Below are 17,736 nucleotides of genomic sequence, written 5' to 3' on the forward strand. Positions count from 1 at the left end.
ACTAATTCACCTCACTTGCCATGACAGTCAAGGTATCAGAGATTTCCTGGAACATCTGACGTTCTGTCTTGTCTCCACGGTAGATTTGATTGTAAAGAATTCCGTCCTTGATAAAGAGAACGCGCTTGGCCCTGCTGGCTGCTGCGGTTGAGTGAGTTACCATAAGAATAGTTTGGCCACGCTCATTGATTTCATCAAAAACATCCAAAAGAGCTGCAGATGACTTGGAGTCAAGGGCTCCCGTCGGCTCATCTGCAAGGAGAATTTCAGGTTCTGTGATGATGGCGCGTGCTACTGCTACCCGCTGCTTTTGACCGCCTGAGATCTCGTAAGGGTACTTCTCTTGCAATTGGTTGATACCTAGATTCTCAGCAGTCACCACCAATTTTTTCATCATCTCCGTAATGGGCTTTCTTGATAACACTAACGGAAGCAAGATATTATCCTTAACAGACAAGGTATCTAGCAAGTTAAAGTCTTGGAAGACAAATCCCAACTTCTCACGACGGAAACTCGAAGCCTGTGAATTTTTAATAGTGGCTGTGTCTGTTCCGTTTAGGTAAACCTGGCCTCGAGTTGGTTTATCCAGCATAGCTAGGATGTTGAGCAGGGTTGACTTTCCTGAACCAGACTCACCCATGATGGCAACGTAGTCACCCTTTTCTACGGTAAAGTGAATGTCTTTGAGTGCTTCGACTTGGTTTCCTTGGAAACGTGTTTTGTAGATTTTTTGAACGTGTTTTACATCTAAAAGTGTCATGATTTTCTCCTTCTTAATATCCCATCAATTGAAACTGTGCTTGCATCATAGCGCATCCCAGTTGAACACGCTCTATGTCTTTTTGACTTGGTTTTCTTCTTTTCTTTTGTAAAATTCTTTTCATATTTTTGCTCCTTTGTTCTTTATGAGTCTAGTTTATCGCAAAAAAAGGTGGCCTGCCATAACCTAACCTTACAAAAGAGACTTTAATCTTACATTTTTGTAAGATTGAGGAATATCAAGCAATTTCGCTATCAATATTTTACCATAAATGCAAAACAAGAAGAAAACCCTTGTTTTTACAAGGGTCTTACTATGAATATACTTTTGATAAACAAGGTTACTTACTTTTCTATACCTCACCAAAACCAGCCATCATCATTGATTGGTTGGGCTTCTTTGATTTTTCGTGGTCCTGTTCCGTACATTTCGGCTTCAATGTCTTCCTTAGTTGGTAGGATAGAGGCAAGGATGATGTAGATTATCACTCCGACTCCAAAATTTGCTACGGTAAAAATGGCGAAGAGAAAGCGGACTAGGGTTACATCAAAATTCCACTTGTCTGATAGACCAGCTAAAACTCCTGACACCATGCGATTTCGTCTCATTTTATAAAATTTTGTATTCATGATTGTTTCCTCTTTCGGTATTCTTACAACTAGTATAGCATGAAACGGAACCAAGAACATCAGTCCTTAGGCCGATTTAAAATGACGAGTTTGCCACGGCAGACGCCACAGCGATAGCGTTTTGTGTCGATTCTTCTCTTACGCTGATAACTTTGCTGGCAAGATTGGCACTGATAGACTAGGTAACTACTTTGGGCTCTCAAAGGGGGAACAAAGCGTAGTCCATCCACTTCTTTCAAAAGTTCCTTAAAATCTCGGTCCTTATGGCGATATCCCTTTTTCTGAAAATAAAGGTGATAGTGACAGAGTTCATGGCGCACAATCTTGCGAAAGACTTCCAAACCTAGTTCATTATAAACCTTGGGATTAAAATCCAAATGCCCATCCTTGGGGAAAAATCGTCCACCTGTCGTTCGCAGACGAGAATTCCACTGGGCTTGGTGTGTGAAAGGTCTACCAAAGTCTTCGAGGGAAACAGACTGAACATACTCAGTCAGTTTCATCTGGAGCTAGGAGCGACAGATTAACTTTTTCACGTTCAGTATCGATTTTCTTAACCCAAACCGTTACCAAATCTCCGACTGACACCACTTGGCTGGGATGTTTGATAAATTTACGACTCATATGGGAAATATGAATCAAGCCGTCCTCGTGAATTCCGATATCAACGAAGGCACCGAAGTCAACGACATTACGCACCACACCTTCCAGCTTCTGGCCGATAACGAGATCCTTGATATCCAGAACATCTTGACGGAGAACTGGAGCATCAAAAGAGTCACGGAAATCACGACCTGGTTTGAGAAGGTCGGCAATGATATCTTTAAGAGTTTCTGGGCCAAGTTCTAGCTCTTGCGCCATTTCCTTGACTGAAAGCGACTTGAGTTTGCTTTGGGCTTCTCCATTCAAGTCTGTAATGTCTAAACGTTTAAAGAGTTCCTTAACAGCAGCATAGTTTTCTGGGTGAACTCCAGTATTATCAAGAATATTGCTACTTTCAGGGATACGGAGGAAACCAGCAGCCTGCTCAAAGGCTTTGGCACCTAGACGAGGAACCTTCTTGATTTGAGCGCGTGAAGTGATTTTTCCTTCTTCCTCACGATATTTGACAATATTTTCCGAAATGGTTTTATTGAGTCCAGCTACATGGGAAAGAAGAGCTGGGCTGGCTGTGTTAACATTGACACCGACTTGGTTGACCACTGTATCGACGACAAAGTCCAGACTCTCAGATAGTTTCTTCTGACTGACATCGTGTTGGTATTGCCCGACACCGATTGACTTAGGATCAATTTTAACCAATTCAGCGAGGGGATCTTGCAAACGACGAGCGATAGAGATAGCAGAGCGTTTTTCAACTGTTAAGTCTGGAAATTCCTGACGCGCAAGTTCGCTGGCAGAGTAGACAGAAGCACCGCTCTCGTTGACGATGACATAGCTGACCTCAGGAAAATCTTTCAGAACTTCCGCCACAAAGGCTTCGCTTTCACGGCTTGCAGTACCATTTCCGATGGCAATAATTTCTACGCCATACTGACCAATCAAGTCTGCCAAATCTTTCTTAGCTTCTTCGATTTGACGAGCTGAGGCTGGTTTAACAGGATAGATGACTTGGGTCGTCAGCATTTTTCCCGTCGCATCAACGACAGCTAGCTTGGCACCTGTACGAAAGGCAGGGTCAAATCCTAAAACTACGCGTCCTTTCAGCGGAGCAACTAAGAGGAGATTTCGCAAGTTGTCCGAAAAGAGTTGGATAGCTCCTTCTTCTGCCTTCTCAGTTAATTCTGTCCGAATGCGTCGCTCGATAGCAGGCAAGACTTTTTTCTTAACAGATTGCTGGATAACCTCATCAATATAGGCATTTTTCACCTTAAAACGAGCAGCAAAGAAAGATAAGATACGGTCTGTCGCATGTTCAAAGCCAACCTTCAAAATACCTAGTTTTTCCCCACGATTGAGGGCCAAGGTACGATAACCCTGCATGTTGCCAACTGTCTCTGAGAATTCGTAATAAATCTGAAAAACTTGTTTTTCATCAAGACTTTCATCCTTGACTTGCGAAGTGATTTTAGAGTGTCTCAACACTTCCTGATAGGTCAGTGAACGCAAAGTCACATCTTCCGATAAGGCTTCGACCAAGATATCAACCGCACCAGCCAAGGCTTCGTGACCAGTCGCAAATCCTTCGCAGACAAACTTCTCAGCTTCTTTCTCTAAGTCAGCTACGTTTTGCAAAATCAAGCGAGCAAGAGGGAAGAGTCCAGCTTCACGGGCAATGGTTGCCTTGGTCCGACGCTTTTCCTTGTAAGGAAGATAGAGTTCTTCAACATCTGCTAATTTTTCAGCTGTCAAAATAGCTGCTTCCAATTCCTTGGTTAGTTTGCCTTGTTCTTGAATCTTAGCTAAGACAGCTTCTTTACGGTCGTTGAGATTTGTCAGACTTTTATCCAAGTCGATAATGGCCTTAATCGCCACCTCATCCAGACTACCAGTCATGTCCTTCCGGTAACGCGCGATGAAGGGAATTGTCGCCCCTTCTGCCGTCAGACTTAGAACAGTATCGATTTGCTTTAAGGTTACTCCCAAATCTTGGGAAATTTTTTCATATTTTTTATCCATAAACCTATTATACCATAAGGAACAGCTCTTGTTTTGCCTTACCTGTTTTTGCATCTTTGATTATCAAAATAATCCCATTTCCGCAAAATAATAGTATAATAGAGGTAACATTTAGAAAAGAGGTAGGCCCATGGCTGTTAAATTTACAAAAACGGATGATTTGGACAAGATGTTTGAAGAATTCGCCAAACTTCCTGACTTAACACAAGTCACTTTCCCAGATGACAAAGACAAAAAAGAAAAAGTTGAGAAGAAAAAATAGATGACTGTTTTCCAATCTCTTCCTCCTAGTGTATTACAAGCGGGGGCTATTTTTCTCTCCATCATGATTGAAGCCCTTCCTTTTGTTCTAATTGGGAGTCTCATTTCAGGCTGGATTGAAGTCTATATCACACCTGATAAAGTTTATGAGTTTCTTCCTCGCAATCGTTGGGGGAGAATCTTTTTTGGTACCTTCATTGGCTTCCTCTTTCCATCCTGCGAATGTGGAATCGTTCCGATTATCAATCGTTTTCTGGAAAAGAAAGTGCCCAGCTACACGGCCGTTCCTTTTCTGGTGACTGCTCCCATTATCAATCCTATCGTTCTTTTCGCCACTTATTCCGCCTTTGGCAATTCAATAAAACTTGCCTTCTTGCGAGCGCTGGGAGCCATTGTGATTGCTTTGGTGCTTGGGATTTTCCTAGGATTTTTCTGGAAGGAACCCATTCAAAAAGGGAATCCTATTGCTTGTCATGAACATGACTTTTCACACTTGAGTACCTCTAGAAAAGTGTTTCAGGTCTTTATACAAGCTATTGATGAGTTTTTCGATATGGGGCGTTACTTGGTCTTTGGCTGTCTCTTTGCGGCTATCGTGCAGGTCTATGTCCCGACTCGGATCTTGACCTCTATCAGCGCAAGTCCAGTCCTTGCGATTCTCTTGCTCATGTTTTTAGCCTTTCTCCTCTCTCTTTGTAGCGAAGCGGACGCCTTTATCGGTGCTTCTCTCCTCTCGAGCTTCGGCCTAGCGCCAGTCCTTGCTTTTCTGGTCATTGGCCCCATGCTTGATATCAAAAATCTCCTCATGATGAAACACTATCTCAAAGCACGCTTCATCTGGCAATTCATGGGCATCGTGACAGTGCTTGTCTTGCTTTATTCTTACATGTTGGGGGTGATGCTATGATCCGATTTATCATTCTACTAGGTTATTTTGCTCTGACCCTTTATCTGCAGCTATCTGGCAAGCTCAGTCACTACATCAACCTCCACTATTCCTATCTAGTCTATATTTCCATGCTCCTTTCTCTTCTATTGGCTCTGGTCCAATTCTACATCTGGATCAAGAAAATCAATTCTCACAGCCATTTGGAAAGTCGTCAAGCTAGACGAATCAGCATCCTTTTACTGTCACTACCTCTGTTGATTGGAGTTGCCTTTCCTACCGTAAGTTTGGACTCGAGAACCGTTTCTGCTAAGGGATACCATTTCCCACTTGCTGAGGGAATCGACACAGCCATTCAGGCAAGCGAAGGAACATCCAGTCAATACCTCAAACCCGATACCAGCACCTATTTTTCCAAATCTGCTTATGAAAAGGAAATGAGGTCTACAGCTGATAAATACCTCTCCCAATCAACCATTCAGGTTACAGATGAAAACTATATGGAGGTCATGGAAGTTCTCTATGACTATCCTCAGGAGTTTGAAGGAAAGAAAATCGAATTTACAGGCTTTGTTTATAACGATCCTAGCCATCCAGATAGCCAGTTCCTCTTTCGCTTTGGCATCATCCACTGTATCGCTGACTCTGGTGTATATGGACTCTTGACCAAGGGGAACTCACGCCAGTATCCTGACAATACTTGGATCACCGCTAGAGGAACCCTGACCCTTCACTACCATAAAGAACTCAAACAAAAACTCCCAACACTTGAGGTTGAGAGTTTCACAAAAGTAGACAAACCAGAAAATCCTTATGTCTATCGCGTGTTTTAATAAAAAGTAGCCTTTGCAGGCTACTTTTTTTGTCCATTATATGAATTTCATTCTATCTACTCTTTCGAATTGATAGCAAACTCTCACTCTCCATCCTTCCAGTTTCGAGCAATCTCTTCGTCTTTCTGGAGTTGGTCTACCAATTCCTCTACGGAGTCAAATTTGACCATATCGCGAACACGGTCCAGCCAGTAGACCATGACTGTCTCACCGTAAATATCGTCTGAAAAGTCGAAAATATTGACTTCAAAACGTGGTTCTTCTCCATCGAAAGTAACATTTTTCCCAATACTTGCCATTCCACGATATCTCTGACGTTGTACTTCTACATCAACTACGTAAACACCGTCTGCTGGCATGTAGGTTCGGTCTCTTAGGACCAGATTGGCTGTTGGATAACCAATAGTCCGCCCACGAGCATTTCCATGAACGACCATTCCACGAGATGGGAGCGGAGTGCCGAGCAGATGATTGACTTCCTTGACATTTCCATCAAGAATTGCCTGACGGATCCGTGTGGAACTAATCTTACCCTTTTCATCCTCAACTGGAGGAACAATGATGATCTCTCCATCAAAATAGTCCTTCAGTTCATCCGCAGTTTTCTTATCAGAGCCAAAGGTATAGTCAAATCCTGCTACAATAATCGCTGGTTTTAAAGCTCGAACATAGGTATCAAAGAATTCTTGACCCGTTAAACTAGCAAATTTGCTACTAAAGTCGAGTAAGAATAGAGCCTCTACTCCATGCCATTTCATCTTGTGCTCCCGTTCTTCGTGATTGACGATATGGAGCATGAGTTCAGGTTGGTAAGGTTGTAAGGCAAGTTTTGGCGACTCTGTAAAGGTCATTACGACAACCGGCAGATAATCCTTCATCGAAGCCTTGCTGGCCACTTCAAAGAGTTTCTGATGTCCCTTGTGGATACCATCAAAATAACCTAGTACAAGGACTGTTTTCCCTGGTACTACAATGTCTTTTTCGTTCTTAATAGGTACTGTTGTAATCATGAAACTATTATATCATAGAGAAAGTCTTTTCGCTAAGAGGAAATCCCAAATGTCGTTTTTTGCGCCTGAACTGACCTTAAGAGAAAATTTAGCACTTTAGTTTTAAAAAATAGCACCTCCTAAGAGATGCTATCATTTGGTAACTAGTCTATTGTTTCTTCTAAATCTTTTAATTTAACCGAAACAATCTTAGAAACACCTGATTCTTGCATGGTAACTCCATAGATAGAATCCGCTGCCGCCATCGTCCCCTTACGGTGAGTTACGACGATAAACTGACTATCCTTGTCAAAGCGGTTGAGGTAATCCCCAAAACGTTTGACATTGGCTTCGTCCAGCGCCGCCTCTACCTCGTCCAAGATGACGAAAGGAATAGTCTTAACTCGGATGATTGAGAAGAGCAGAGCCAGAGCAGATAGGGCTTTTTCACCACCACTCATGAGGTTGAGTGATTGGATTTTCTTGCCTGGAGGTTGGACAGAAATCTCCACACCAGCAGTTAAAAGATCGCCCTCAGTCAATATCAAGTCCGCCTGACCTCCGCCAAACATCTGTCTGAAGGTTTCTTTAAAGGACTCACGAATAGCTTCAAAGGTTGATTTAAAGCGTTCCTTAACCTCATCATTCATCTCTGTGATGGTCTCAAGGAGAAGATTTTTCGCAGACAAAATATCATCTCGTTGACTATTTAGGAAATCCAAACGGTTGTGAACTTCTTCGTACTGGTCTATAGCGTCCAAGTTGACTGGACCCAGTGAGCGAATAGCTTTTTCAAGATCTTTAACCTCTTGCTCTGCCAGATTGAGATTTTCCAACTCATGCGCTTTGTCTAGAGCCTCAGTGTAGCTGATCTGGTACTGGTCAGTTAATTGAGCTTGTAGATAGCGCAAGCGTTCGCTGACCTTTTCTTTCTTGGCTTCAGCACGTGTTTGTTTGCGAATCCACTCTTCATTCTGCTGACGAGCAGTATCCAAATGGCTGGCAATATCATCCAGTTGACCCTCGATATCATCCAACTCAAACTGCTTGCGAATCAAACCTTGTTGGAGGTTTGTTTTCTGAGTTTTGGCCTCTTCCGCCTGCTGACCTAGCAGATCCGTATCAACCTTCTCAAGATTATCAACCTTTTCTTGGAGTAAACGCTGAATTTCCTCTTGTTCAAGATTGAGATTATCCAATTCCTTACCTAGGCGTTCAATATCAGTCACTTCATACCGCTTTTGTCCTTGCAGTTCTGACTTAAGCAAGCGTGCTTGCGCTACTTGTTCCTGCAAATTTTGATAGCGTTCTTGAATAGCGTTTTTATTGGACTTAATCTCTTCAATCTCAGCTTCTAGATTTTGCTTTTCACTCGCGATAGTAGCAAGGCGCTCCTGGCATTTTTCCTTGTCCGCTTGCCAATCTCCTTCAGAAAGACGATTTAATTCCTCTTCTTGAAGTTTCCAAAGAGTTTCTAGCTCTTCCACTTGCTGATTGGTTTGTTGATAAGCGAGGGACAAGCCTTGCTCATGGATACGAGCTTGCTCACCTTGAGATTTGATGGCTTCTAATCTTTCTGTTAATACTGCCATCTCATCTTGCAAGGTCTTTAAAGTCGCTTCTTCTGAACGCAGACTAGCTTCTTCTTCAGCAATTTCTTTTTGTAATTGCTCCAGCTCTGGCTTGATGAAGATACTGTTATTCTGGCGATTGGCACCACCCGCGTAGGAACCACCTGTGCGCAACTCTGTCCCATCCAGTGTCACCATGCGAACTTGGTAACGAACTTGACGAGCGGCGGCACGCGCATGTTCTACAGTATCAAAGATAGCCGTCGTAGCGAGCAAATTCTTGAAAATGGCTTCTAGTCTGGTATCAAAAGTAACCAACTCATCAGCCATTCCAAGGAAGCCTGGACTTGATGCGATAGCATCTTGATTCTGACTAGAAATCGTACGAGCCTTAATAGTCGTCAACGGAAGGAAGGTCGCACGTCCAGATCTGTTGCGCTTGAGGAAATCAATAGCCTTAGTCGCCGCCTTCTCATCTTCTACGATGATGTGCTGACTGCTTGCTCCAAGCGCAATTTCTAGGGCAGTTTGATAATGAACATCAAAAGTCAGATGCTCACTAACTGCACCAATGATCCCACTAAGACGATCTTTTTCTTGAAGAACACTCTTAACACCCGCATAAAAATTACTATGATTTCTAAGGATATTTTCCAAACTCTGAGCTCTAGCCTGCTTGTTTTTTAGACTATCCAGACGGTCAAATAGTTGGCTCTGCTGGGCTTGGTAAGAAACTTTCTGCTCCTCTTGTTCCTTGGCACTAGCTTGGTAGTCTGCCAATAATTTCTGAACCTGCTCCTTGGCAGTTTCAAGCTCATCTTTTTGCTGACTAGCCTTCTCTTTAGCTGTAGCCAATTGTTCTTTCAATTTCTCAACTTGATCTGCTTGTTTTTGAGACAGTTGACGGCTGTTTTCCAACTCATTCTCGATGCGGGTCAACTGGTTTGAGACATCCGCTTCTTCTTGTAAAAGCGCCACAAAACGTTCACGCAAGAGCTCAATCATTTGGTCAGGATCATCAGAAAATGCCAACAACTCTGCTTCTAGGCGATTGAGTTCCTTGTTGTTTTCAGCTAGACTTTTCTCTAACTGTTCCAAGTTCGCTTCTTTTTCAGCCTTTTCCTTACTTAGAGCCTTTCTCTTATCTTCCAGAGTCGCCAAACGGGCTTGCGCTTCTTGTTGATTAAGGGCTACCTGCTCAGATTCCAGTTTAGACAGGGCTAGTTTTCGCTCTAAGTCACTGATCAAACTAGTCAAATCCATTAAGCTCCCTTGGTCTTTAGCCATTTGAGCTTGGAGATCTTGGCGTTTCTTTTTAAGAGTCTGATTTTCCTCTTCTAACTCTTCACGCTTTTGGTAATAGCTAGTCAAAAGTTCCTGAACTTGCGTTAGCTCTTCTTCTGTCAGCTCTAGTTCAGCCTTGTTTTCCTTGATTTGGGCAACCAGTACATCCAAATAAATTGCCTTGCGTTGACCATCCAAGTCGAGAAACTTGCGAGCATTCTCGGCTTGTTTTGCAAGGGGCTTGATTTGATTGTCCAACTCATAGATAATGTCCTCTAAGCGGTCGAGATTGTCTTGAGTTTGTTGCAATTTGCTTTCTGTTTCTTTTCGACGAGTCTTGTATTTCAAAACACCCGCAGCTTCTTCAAAAATAGCACGGCGTTCCTCTGGCTTGGAATTAAAAATCTCCTCAACCTTCCCTTGAGAAATGATGGAGAAGGAATCCCGTCCCAAACCTGTATCCAAGAAAAGGTCGTGCACATCACGCAAGCGAACTTTTTTGCCATCAATCCGATACTCACTATCACCACTACGATAGATATGGCGTTCTACCTTAATGACTTGCCCTGCATCCTTGATGAAGCCATCTTCATTGTCCAAGGTCACGATAACAGAGGCATAATTGAGTGGTTTGCGGCTTTCAGTTCCAGCAAAGATAACGTCGGGCATCTTGCCTCCACGAAGACTCTTGACACTAGACTCTCCCAAGGCCCATCGCAAACTTTCTGTGATATTTGACTTCCCAGAACCATTGGGCCCAACGACAGCTGTCACACCTTGATCAAAGACGACCTTGGTCTTGTCAGCAAAGGACTTGAATCCCTGAATCTCAATCTCCTTTAAATACATGAATCCAGCCCTTTCTCAACTGCATTTTTGGCGGCCTCTTGTTCTGCCAATTTTTTAGAACGGCCTTGACCTTTTCCGATACTCTTGCCCTCAACCAGAACTTCTACATCAAAAACCTTATCATGAGCAGGTCCCGTTTCAGAGGTCACTTGGTAGCGAATATCCACATCGCCATTGACCTGGAGTAACTCTTGAAGGTGCGTCTTGTAATCCTTAATCATTTCAAAGTCACCTGCTTCAACCTTGGGAATCATGACCTGATAGATGAACTCTTTTACTCTAGCAACATCCTTGTCCAAAAGCAATGCTCCCAAAAAGGCTTCAAAGGCATCTCCAAGAATGGTGTCACGATTACGCCCACCAGACTTTTCTTCTCCTTTTCCCAGCTTGATAAACTGATCAAACTGGCAATCACGCGCAAAACCAGCCAAACTCTCCTCACGGACAATCATAGCACGAAGTTTGGACAAATCTCCCTCTGGTTTCTTAGGATATTTTTTATACAGATATTCTGAAATCAATAATTGCAGAACAGCGTCTCCTAAAAATTCCAAGCGCTCATTGTGTGAAATTTTTAAGAGGCGGTGCTCATTGGCATAACTCGTATGAGTAAAGGCCGTTTCCAGTAAGTTTTTGTCTGCAAATTCGATTGCAAAACGCTTCTTTAGTACAGTTTGTAATTCTTTCATACCAACCTCTTTCTAACTGATAACAGTCTTTCTTATTATATCAAAAAAAGCCCCCTGAGTCACTTTAAAACGGGACTAGAGGGGATTTGGATATTCATTGAAATGAGATTTTCAGTTTTATACTCAATGAAAATCAAAGAGCAAACTAGGAAACTAGCCGCAGGCTGTACTTGAGTACGACAAGGCGACGTTGACGTAGTTTGAATTTGATTTTCGAAGAGTATTAGGGGCAAATTTGAGGCAGGATAAATAAAAAGCCTTATTTAAGGCTTTCTTAGGCTATTTGCATCCACCCTGAGGGAATCGAACCCCCATCTCAAGAACCGGAATCTTACGTGATATCCATTACACTAAGGGTGGAAACTTGTCTTATTATAACAGAAATTTGCTCTAATAACAAGTTTTTTATGGGTAGACTAAGCGTCCATTAGTGGGAAGCATCCCCGTTCCAGATAGAGTTTTTCACGATAACATAATCAACGTGTTTGAGGTCAGCAACCTTTCGTCCACCTGCATAAGAGATAGCACTTTGCAAGTCCTGCTCCATCTCAGTAAGGGTGTCTTGCAAATGTCCTTTGGCAGGAAGTAAGATGCGTTTTCCTTCCACGTTTTTATAAGCACCCTTTTGATATTGTGAAGCTGAACCATAGTATTCTTTGAACTGTTCTCCGTCGACTTCAATCGTCTTTCCTGGGCTTTCGATGTGTCCTGCAAAAAGGGAACCAATCATGACCATGCTGGCACCGAAACGAATAGACTTAGCAATATCACCATGAGTACGAATCCCACCATCAGCGATGATCGGTTTACGCGCAGCTTTAGCACACCAGCGAAGTGCCGCCAACTGCCAACCACCTGTACCAAAACCAGTCTTGACCTTGGTGATACAAACCTTACCAGGACCGATTCCAACCTTGGTAGCATCCGCACCAGCATTTTCCAGTTCACGTACAGCTTCTGGAGTTCCAACATTCCCAGCAATGACAAAAGTATTTGGTAATTCTTTCTTGATGTGTTGGATCATAGAAATCACGCTATCCGCATGACCATGAGCAATGTCAATCGTGATATACTCAGGAGCATCAGCCTTGAGTTGACTAACAAAATCATACTCGTAATCCTTGACACCGACAGAAATGGAAGCAATGAGCCCTTGATCGTGCATGCGTTTGATAAAAGGAATGCGCCCAGCCTCATCAAAACGATGCATAATGTAAAAGTAACCGCCTTTAGCCAGTTGCTCTGCAACATTCTCATCCAAAATCGTCTGCATATTTGCTGGTACAACAGGTAGTTTGAAAGTGTGATTTCCAAGGGTAACACTCGTGTCTGCTTCTGCACGGCTTTTAATGACACATTTATTTGGGATCAACTGAATATCTTCGTAATCAAAAATTGGAAATTCATTTAACATATCGATGTCTCGTTTCTTTTGTTATGACCTACCTATGCTTGCGCATCTCTACGCCTTTTCCCGACGTTTCCTTGACTTATTATAAACCAAAATACAGTTTTTGTCAAATATTTTCAATAATCAAATCATATTGTTCGGAAATTACTTGTATAAATAGTAAGAGAAAGAGGAGAGATTAGACTCTCTCCTCTTCTTCATCAATAATCGCTTTAAAATTTTCTTCTGAATTTTCCATCATTTTACAAAATGCACTATAGGATGAGGCATTCTGAGGGATTTGGATAGACCACTTCTTCAATTGAGCTCCATAACCAGCTAGTTTTCCTATTTCACTATTTACTGGCCGCTCCATACTAGGAAAAATCAGTCCAGCTTTCTCAGCTTTTATAATATAAGAATAGGAAATCAACTGGAACAAGTCCTCACGATTGATTCCTTTTTCAGTGAATTCCAGTTCTTTATATTTAGCATCTAAAACTATTTTTAACTCTTTATGATAAAAATCTGGAAATACTTTTCTTTCACGATTAGAAAATACTGAAATACCGTCCGTCTTATCCTTATTTCGTGGATGGATGAAATCTTTTGGCAACAGGGTGTAAATATACTCTTCCCAAAGCCAGGCAACATCAAAGAGAATACCATGGATTTTTTGATCTTGATATCCTAACCCATGCTTCTCTCTATTTAGGATCATCAGGCAAAGCTCCTGTAACTTTCTGTACTCTCTGAAGTAGGCGTGTCGGATGGGTTTCGTTTTATTCATTCTGATAATCTTAGCACGATCAGCGAGTTTATAAGACGGACTTACACGGATAATTTCAGCTATAGTTTCACGATTATTATCAAGCAAAGATCTGAAACTTTTTTGAATCTTTATGTACTCAATCGTATGCCGAATCAATTGCATGAGTGGATTATCATAGGTGAACTCTCTCGTTGTGTAGGCAACATTTCCCATAAAAGGAGCATTTCTCTTAAGATGATTTCTTACATCTATCACTCCCTTTACATGACTGTCGTTATGAGAAAATCTCTGGTATTCCTTATAAAGACCTTTTCGGAGAGCGACTTGCAGATACTTTGGAAAGAGGTAAATCAAGAACTGATAAAGTTTATCCTCTTGAGATAGACCAAAATCCAAACTAGTCAGATTGATATTGAGTACCTTTTGTAAAAGATAATGCAAAAAATAGTCATTACTTTCATCAGAAAAACGAGAGGCAATCTTTAATCTTTCCTGACCATATCCAAGAAAACCAATCACATTCCCAGTCTTAATTTCCTGCTTTACAGTTTCAAAAATCTTTTGGTCCTTATCCAAATCAGGAGTATGAGTCAAATCATTTGGAAAAATAAAGATATTTTCTTCTATAGAAAGGTTATCCAGTGTTCTATCAAGAAGCGCTTGACTTAGTTTGGGATATTCTACGACAAAGTCTTCTTTAGCAATTTTATGCTGATTATCAGTTATCCGCATTATCATCACCAGTATCTTGCTGAACTGTTTGCTCTTTATTTGTCAGATTAAATGCTTTTTTCAATGTTGCCAGAGTTTCAGATTCTTCATAAGAACCTCGTAAGTAATCTTCCAAAAGAGGTTTGAGGTAATCTGACCAGAGTATTTCATAGTCAAAGTCTACATCCTTCAACTTAAGGAAATAACTTGGACCGATATGATAATGACTGTTTAATTCCTGAACGTTTTCGATAGCAGCGTTCAAATTTCTAAGACGAAGTTTTGCTTCTTCTGCATGGATACCCAATTCTTTATCCAACATGCCAACTTGACTCTCGGCAGTAACTTCAACAAAACGAAAACGACGACGCATAGCAAAATCAAAGGTGTCCACCGAGCGGTCAATATCATTCATTGTTCCGATGATGTAAACATTTTCGGGGATATAAAACTTCTCATCAGTTTCGTGTAGATTGGCATACTGGGTAGAAACACTCCCCTTTTCACCACGATAACCAGGGTCGATAGAGAAAAAGAGTTCACCAAAAATCTTAGAAATCTCACCACGATTGATTTCATCAATGATGAAAACGAATTTCTTATCAGTATCAATTTCTGTTGGGGAAACATAGTCTTTCAAACCAAATCTCTTTCTCAATGTTTCTAGGACAGTTTTTCCACCACTTTTGTAGTATTCTTGCTTATTATAATTTTTATCTTTATACAACTCGTAAACATATTTGCGAGGTAGTGACCATCCTGGAACACCACTATCATAATTTACTGACAAATTTTGTCTACTATTAACAGATAAGTAAGATGTTTTTGTTATATATTCTTTTTCTTCAGCAACATTTATATATTCTAAGTAAGAATCCCAAGCCTCATCAAAATTATCTTGTCCTCCAATCAATTGGGCTTCTTTTGCTTTCTGACATAAATCTTTAAAAATACCATCTTCTAGCTTAAACTCAATAGCTCCATCCCCATTTGATACTGGTCTCAACCCCTCTACAAAATCCGTATAATCATAGGAAGGGTGAAACTGTACAAAGCCGATTTGGTCTTCGTTGCCATCCGTTAATTCTTTAGCTATTTCTTTAGCAAGATAAGTTTTTCCTGTACCAGGTGCACCACGGAGAATGAGGTTTTTGGATTGTAATAAGATATTACTCAAGGTATGATGAAAATTATTTTGTTCAGACATTTCTTTCTCTCCTTGCTTATCATCACTGTCTATAATATATTTTGAATACTCAAATAAAATACTACCCAACATTGAAGATTCTAGTTCAGGATATGTTTTAGAAAACAGTTTAAAAATCTCATGATTCTGACGATAGGGTCCTCCTTGATTTCTTTGGGGAATCAACCTATTCCAAAATTCATTTTGACTATTCATATTTACTCCTAAAAAAGAAGGATTCTCAGAATAAATACAAAGTAGTTTTGTCACCACAGCAGAACGACTAATAAATTCATTTGTTGACTTTTTCATATCAAATATAGGATTGTCAAAATCAAGTTTACTACCGATTTGAATAATCTGATACAGATCTCTTTTTAGTTTATTAAAACGTTGCTCCAATTCAGATATAGGAATGATTTTATTAGCTTGATTTTTATAGCTTTGGGTATCCTCATTCCAATAAATACCAAATTTTGAAGAGCCTCCTCCGCCAATACCTAAAAATAAAGATTTGTATTTACCCCTCTCAAGACTATAGCAAAAAGAATTACTTTTAGCACCTTTCCCAATAACATAATCATCAATAGACATGATTAAAATTCTATCAAGTGGCCACTCTTTAAGAAATTCTTCACGTAATTGTTCATTGTAAATACTATATTTAGATGCATCTTCTCTTAATCTTATTTTATTTTCTTGGTACCAGTCATAAAAATCTTCCAGACTAACTTTTCTTTTCAACATCAATCTTACTCCTTTTATAATAATGTTCGAATAAAAAACTATATATTTTATATATAGAATATCATATCCTATATAAAAAGAAAAGAATTTCTAAAGAAAAAGCCTAGAGTAGAGGGTTTTATTCCCTCATAACACTAGACTTCTTTTTTATCTTAATAATACTCACCTTGACGGTAGTCCCATGAGTTAAAGGTATCTGACAGGTGCATCATGATTTTATCAATGTCAAGCCCTTTGCGGATAACAACTGGCGCTGGTGAGGTTGAACGTGCTTCACCTTGTTCTGGGATGAGTTTTCCGTCCTTATCGACCATAGAAACCATCACACCTTGCTCGTAGCGCGTTTCAATCGTTTTGTCTGGTTGGATAGAAGCAACGTAGTCATCTGCTTCGATGACAAGGTCCACTGCTCCTTCGATACGTTCTCCGATTCCTTCTACCTTACCACGGTTTCCTTTTCCAGATGGGTTGGCTGATGAGGCGTAGACCATCTTGCCTTCTTCCCAAAGTTTAGCAGCCAACTGTTCACCAGCTTTACCAAACTTGATGACAAAACAGCTAGTACCACGAACGTCAGTCATGAGTTCTTCACGGCCATCACCGTATGCTTTGAGTTTTTCAAAAGCTTCTGGTTTCCAAGGAAGGATACAACCAAGGAGAATATCTTCATCCCAATGTTTTTGGTAGAAGGCTTCAATTTCTGGATTGAGTTGTGCTAAAGCGCGAAGCTCATCCATGCTACCACAAAGTACAACACCTGGTTTGTTACGGTTACGCTCTTTAGCTTCAAATTTGCGTTCAAGACCTGCCTTATCGCTCGTCATGATAATGTAACCAACTTTTGTGGGGCAAACGATACATCCGCCCTCACCTTTTAAAATGTCATAGCCTTCTTGTGAAAGTGTTCCGTTCCATTGAATGTGTTTTGTCATAGTTCTATAGTTCCTTTTCTATTTTTCTAATCCTGCCAGTAGGCTGGTCGTTGTTTTTCATAGGCAGCAATCAAGTCTTCATACTGCAAAGTAATACCGATATCATCCAAACCATTTAAGAGCTTGTGTTTCCATTCGCTATCGATTTCGAAAGTGAATTCTCCAACTGATGAGATGATTTTTTGTTGTTCCAAGTCTACAGTTACCTGGTCGGTCGGTTTGAGTTGGGCTAGCTTTTCTCTAACCTCCCTAGGCTGAACAATAGGCAACATACCATTATTGAGTTCATTATTGTAATGAATGTCCCCGAAAGAACCTGCAATCACGACCTTAAAACCATAGTCAGCTAGAGCCCAAGCTGCGTGTTCCCTCGAAGACCCCGCACCAAAGTTATCCCCCGAGATGAGAATACTAGCTTTACGATATTCAGGTCGGTTAAAAACAAAGTCTGGGTCCTCGGTATAGTTATCGTCTAGATAACGCCAAGCATACATGAGGTACTTACCAAAGCCTTTTTTATCAATCAACTTGAGAAACTGCTTGGGGAGTATTTGGTCGGTGTCGATGTTATCGTTCATGAGAGGAACGGTCGTTCCCGTATAAACTGTAAATTTCTCCATATCCTCTC

At 41.0% G+C, this 17,736-nt stretch carries 15 protein-coding genes and 1 tRNA gene; 3 read left to right on the forward strand and 13 right to left on the reverse strand.

The window, feature by feature from the left end:
* Position 1 precedes the first annotated feature (1 nt).
* The 4 genes from E7Y33_RS06355 to E7Y33_RS06370 form a co-directional block, all read right to left on the reverse strand.
* A complete protein-coding gene (locus tag E7Y33_RS06355; protein WP_000173369.1) occupies positions 2 to 760 on the reverse strand; it encodes an ABC transporter ATP-binding protein in 759 nt (252 codons plus the stop codon).
* Positions 761 to 1,119: 359 nt separating this feature from the next.
* Positions 1,120 to 1,389 (reverse strand): PspC domain-containing protein, encoded by a 270-nt coding sequence (locus tag E7Y33_RS06360; RefSeq protein WP_139689984.1) that lies wholly within the window; start codon positions 1,387 to 1,389, stop codon positions 1,120 to 1,122.
* Positions 1,390 to 1,448: 59 nt separating this feature from the next.
* Positions 1,449 to 1,892 carry a SprT family protein gene (locus tag E7Y33_RS06365; RefSeq protein WP_125825989.1) on the reverse strand — a complete coding sequence of 148 codons (444 nt, stop codon included), beginning with the start codon at positions 1,890 to 1,892 and terminating at the stop codon, positions 1,449 to 1,451.
* Entirely contained in the window at positions 1,879 to 4,008 is a 2,130-nt protein-coding gene (locus E7Y33_RS06370; RefSeq protein WP_139689985.1) for a Tex family protein, read from the reverse strand. Before E7Y33_RS06370 ends, E7Y33_RS06365 begins: the two co-directional genes overlap by 14 nt.
* A gap of 130 nt (positions 4,009 to 4,138) precedes the next feature.
* Between E7Y33_RS06370 and E7Y33_RS09620 the strand changes: the two genes are divergently transcribed.
* Genes E7Y33_RS09620 through E7Y33_RS06385 form a run of 3 tightly spaced genes read left to right on the forward strand, consistent with a single transcriptional unit; the run spans position 4,139 to position 5,988 of the window.
* Positions 4,139 to 4,270 (forward strand): SPJ_0845 family protein, encoded by a 132-nt coding sequence (locus tag E7Y33_RS09620; RefSeq protein ID WP_000268696.1) that lies wholly within the window; start codon positions 4,139 to 4,141, stop codon positions 4,268 to 4,270.
* Positions 4,271 to 5,176, forward strand: coding sequence for a permease (locus E7Y33_RS06380; protein ID WP_139689986.1), 906 nt, complete (start codon positions 4,271 to 4,273; stop codon positions 5,174 to 5,176).
* A complete protein-coding gene (locus E7Y33_RS06385) occupies positions 5,173 to 5,988 on the forward strand; it encodes a TIGR03943 family putative permease subunit (RefSeq protein WP_139689987.1) in 816 nt (271 codons plus the stop codon). Before E7Y33_RS06380 ends, E7Y33_RS06385 begins: the two co-directional genes overlap by 4 nt.
* 83 nt (positions 5,989 to 6,071) lie before the next feature.
* On the opposite strand, the gene E7Y33_RS06390 is transcribed toward E7Y33_RS06385, so the two are convergent.
* From E7Y33_RS06390 to leuD, 9 genes are all read right to left on the reverse strand, one after another.
* On the reverse strand, positions 6,072 to 6,998 hold the full coding sequence (locus E7Y33_RS06390; protein WP_139689988.1) for a bifunctional riboflavin kinase/FAD synthetase: 927 nt from the start codon (positions 6,996 to 6,998) through the stop codon (positions 6,072 to 6,074).
* 143 nt (positions 6,999 to 7,141) lie between these two features.
* Complete coding sequence (smc, locus tag E7Y33_RS06395) at positions 7,142 to 10,681, reverse strand: chromosome segregation protein SMC (RefSeq protein ID WP_139689989.1); 3,540 nt, start codon at positions 10,679 to 10,681, stop codon at positions 7,142 to 7,144.
* Positions 10,672 to 11,370, reverse strand: coding sequence for a ribonuclease III (rnc, locus tag E7Y33_RS06400; RefSeq protein ID WP_000661472.1), 699 nt, complete (start codon positions 11,368 to 11,370; stop codon positions 10,672 to 10,674). Before rnc ends, smc begins: the two co-directional genes overlap by 10 nt.
* Positions 11,371 to 11,658: 288 nt before the next feature.
* Positions 11,659 to 11,730 (reverse strand) — tRNA-Arg (locus E7Y33_RS06405).
* A 67-nt stretch (positions 11,731 to 11,797) separates the two neighbouring features.
* Positions 11,798 to 12,784 (reverse strand): GMP reductase, encoded by a 987-nt coding sequence (locus tag E7Y33_RS06410; RefSeq protein WP_084937712.1) that lies wholly within the window; start codon positions 12,782 to 12,784, stop codon positions 11,798 to 11,800.
* 175 nt (positions 12,785 to 12,959) lie between these two features.
* Positions 12,960 to 14,264: an McrC family protein gene (locus E7Y33_RS06415; protein WP_139689990.1), complete on the reverse strand. Its 1,305-nt coding sequence runs from the start codon at positions 14,262 to 14,264 to the stop codon at positions 12,960 to 12,962.
* Entirely contained in the window at positions 14,251 to 16,176 is a 1,926-nt protein-coding gene (locus tag E7Y33_RS06420; protein WP_161976051.1) for an McrB family protein, read from the reverse strand. The genes E7Y33_RS06415 and E7Y33_RS06420 overlap by 14 nt, the downstream gene beginning before the upstream one ends.
* Before the next feature lie 152 nt (positions 16,177 to 16,328).
* On the reverse strand, positions 16,329 to 17,108 hold the full coding sequence (locus tag E7Y33_RS06425; protein ID WP_084927324.1) for an L-threonylcarbamoyladenylate synthase: 780 nt from the start codon (positions 17,106 to 17,108) through the stop codon (positions 16,329 to 16,331).
* A gap of 26 nt (positions 17,109 to 17,134) precedes the next feature.
* Entirely contained in the window at positions 17,135 to 17,728 is a 594-nt protein-coding gene (gene leuD, locus E7Y33_RS06430; RefSeq protein WP_084857567.1) for a 3-isopropylmalate dehydratase small subunit, read from the reverse strand.
* Positions 17,729 to 17,736: the final 8 nt, after the last annotated feature.

The sequence above is a fragment of the Streptococcus oralis genome, from assembly GCF_006175905.1.
Lineage (GTDB): Bacteria > Bacillota > Bacilli > Lactobacillales > Streptococcaceae > Streptococcus > Streptococcus oralis_BG.

What these genes read in the sequence shown, in the direction of transcription:
- E7Y33_RS06355 (WP_000173369.1), bottom strand. Translation starts at nt 760, where the DNA reads ATGACACTTTTAGATGTAAAACACGTTCAAAAAATCTACAAAACACGT.
- E7Y33_RS06360 (WP_139689984.1), bottom strand. Translation starts at nt 1,389, where the DNA reads ATGAATACAAAATTTTATAAAATGAGACGAAATCGCATGGTGTCAGGA.
- E7Y33_RS06365 (WP_125825989.1), bottom strand. Translation starts at nt 1,892, where the DNA reads ATGAAACTGACTGAGTATGTTCAGTCTGTTTCCCTCGAAGACTTTGGT.
- E7Y33_RS06370 (WP_139689985.1), bottom strand. Translation starts at nt 4,008, where the DNA reads ATGGATAAAAAATATGAAAAAATTTCCCAAGATTTGGGAGTAACCTTA.
- E7Y33_RS09620 (WP_000268696.1), top strand. Translation starts at nt 4,139, where the DNA reads ATGGCTGTTAAATTTACAAAAACGGATGATTTGGACAAGATGTTTGAA.
- E7Y33_RS06380 (WP_139689986.1), top strand. Translation starts at nt 4,271, where the DNA reads ATGACTGTTTTCCAATCTCTTCCTCCTAGTGTATTACAAGCGGGGGCT.
- E7Y33_RS06385 (WP_139689987.1), top strand. Translation starts at nt 5,173, where the DNA reads ATGATCCGATTTATCATTCTACTAGGTTATTTTGCTCTGACCCTTTAT.
- E7Y33_RS06390 (WP_139689988.1), bottom strand. Translation starts at nt 6,998, where the DNA reads ATGATTACAACAGTACCTATTAAGAACGAAAAAGACATTGTAGTACCA.
- smc (WP_139689989.1), bottom strand. Translation starts at nt 10,681, where the DNA reads ATGTATTTAAAGGAGATTGAGATTCAGGGATTCAAGTCCTTTGCTGAC.
- rnc (WP_000661472.1), bottom strand. Translation starts at nt 11,370, where the DNA reads ATGAAAGAATTACAAACTGTACTAAAGAAGCGTTTTGCAATCGAATTT.
- E7Y33_RS06410 (WP_084937712.1), bottom strand. Translation starts at nt 12,784, where the DNA reads ATGTTAAATGAATTTCCAATTTTTGATTACGAAGATATTCAGTTGATC.
- E7Y33_RS06415 (WP_139689990.1), bottom strand. Translation starts at nt 14,264, where the DNA reads ATGCGGATAACTGATAATCAGCATAAAATTGCTAAAGAAGACTTTGTC.
- E7Y33_RS06420 (WP_161976051.1), bottom strand. Translation starts at nt 16,176, where the DNA reads ATGTTGAAAAGAAAAGTTAGTCTGGAAGATTTTTATGACTGGTACCAA.
- E7Y33_RS06425 (WP_084927324.1), bottom strand. Translation starts at nt 17,108, where the DNA reads ATGACAAAACACATTCAATGGAACGGAACACTTTCACAAGAAGGCTAT.
- leuD (WP_084857567.1), bottom strand. Translation starts at nt 17,728, where the DNA reads ATGGAGAAATTTACAGTTTATACGGGAACGACCGTTCCTCTCATGAAC.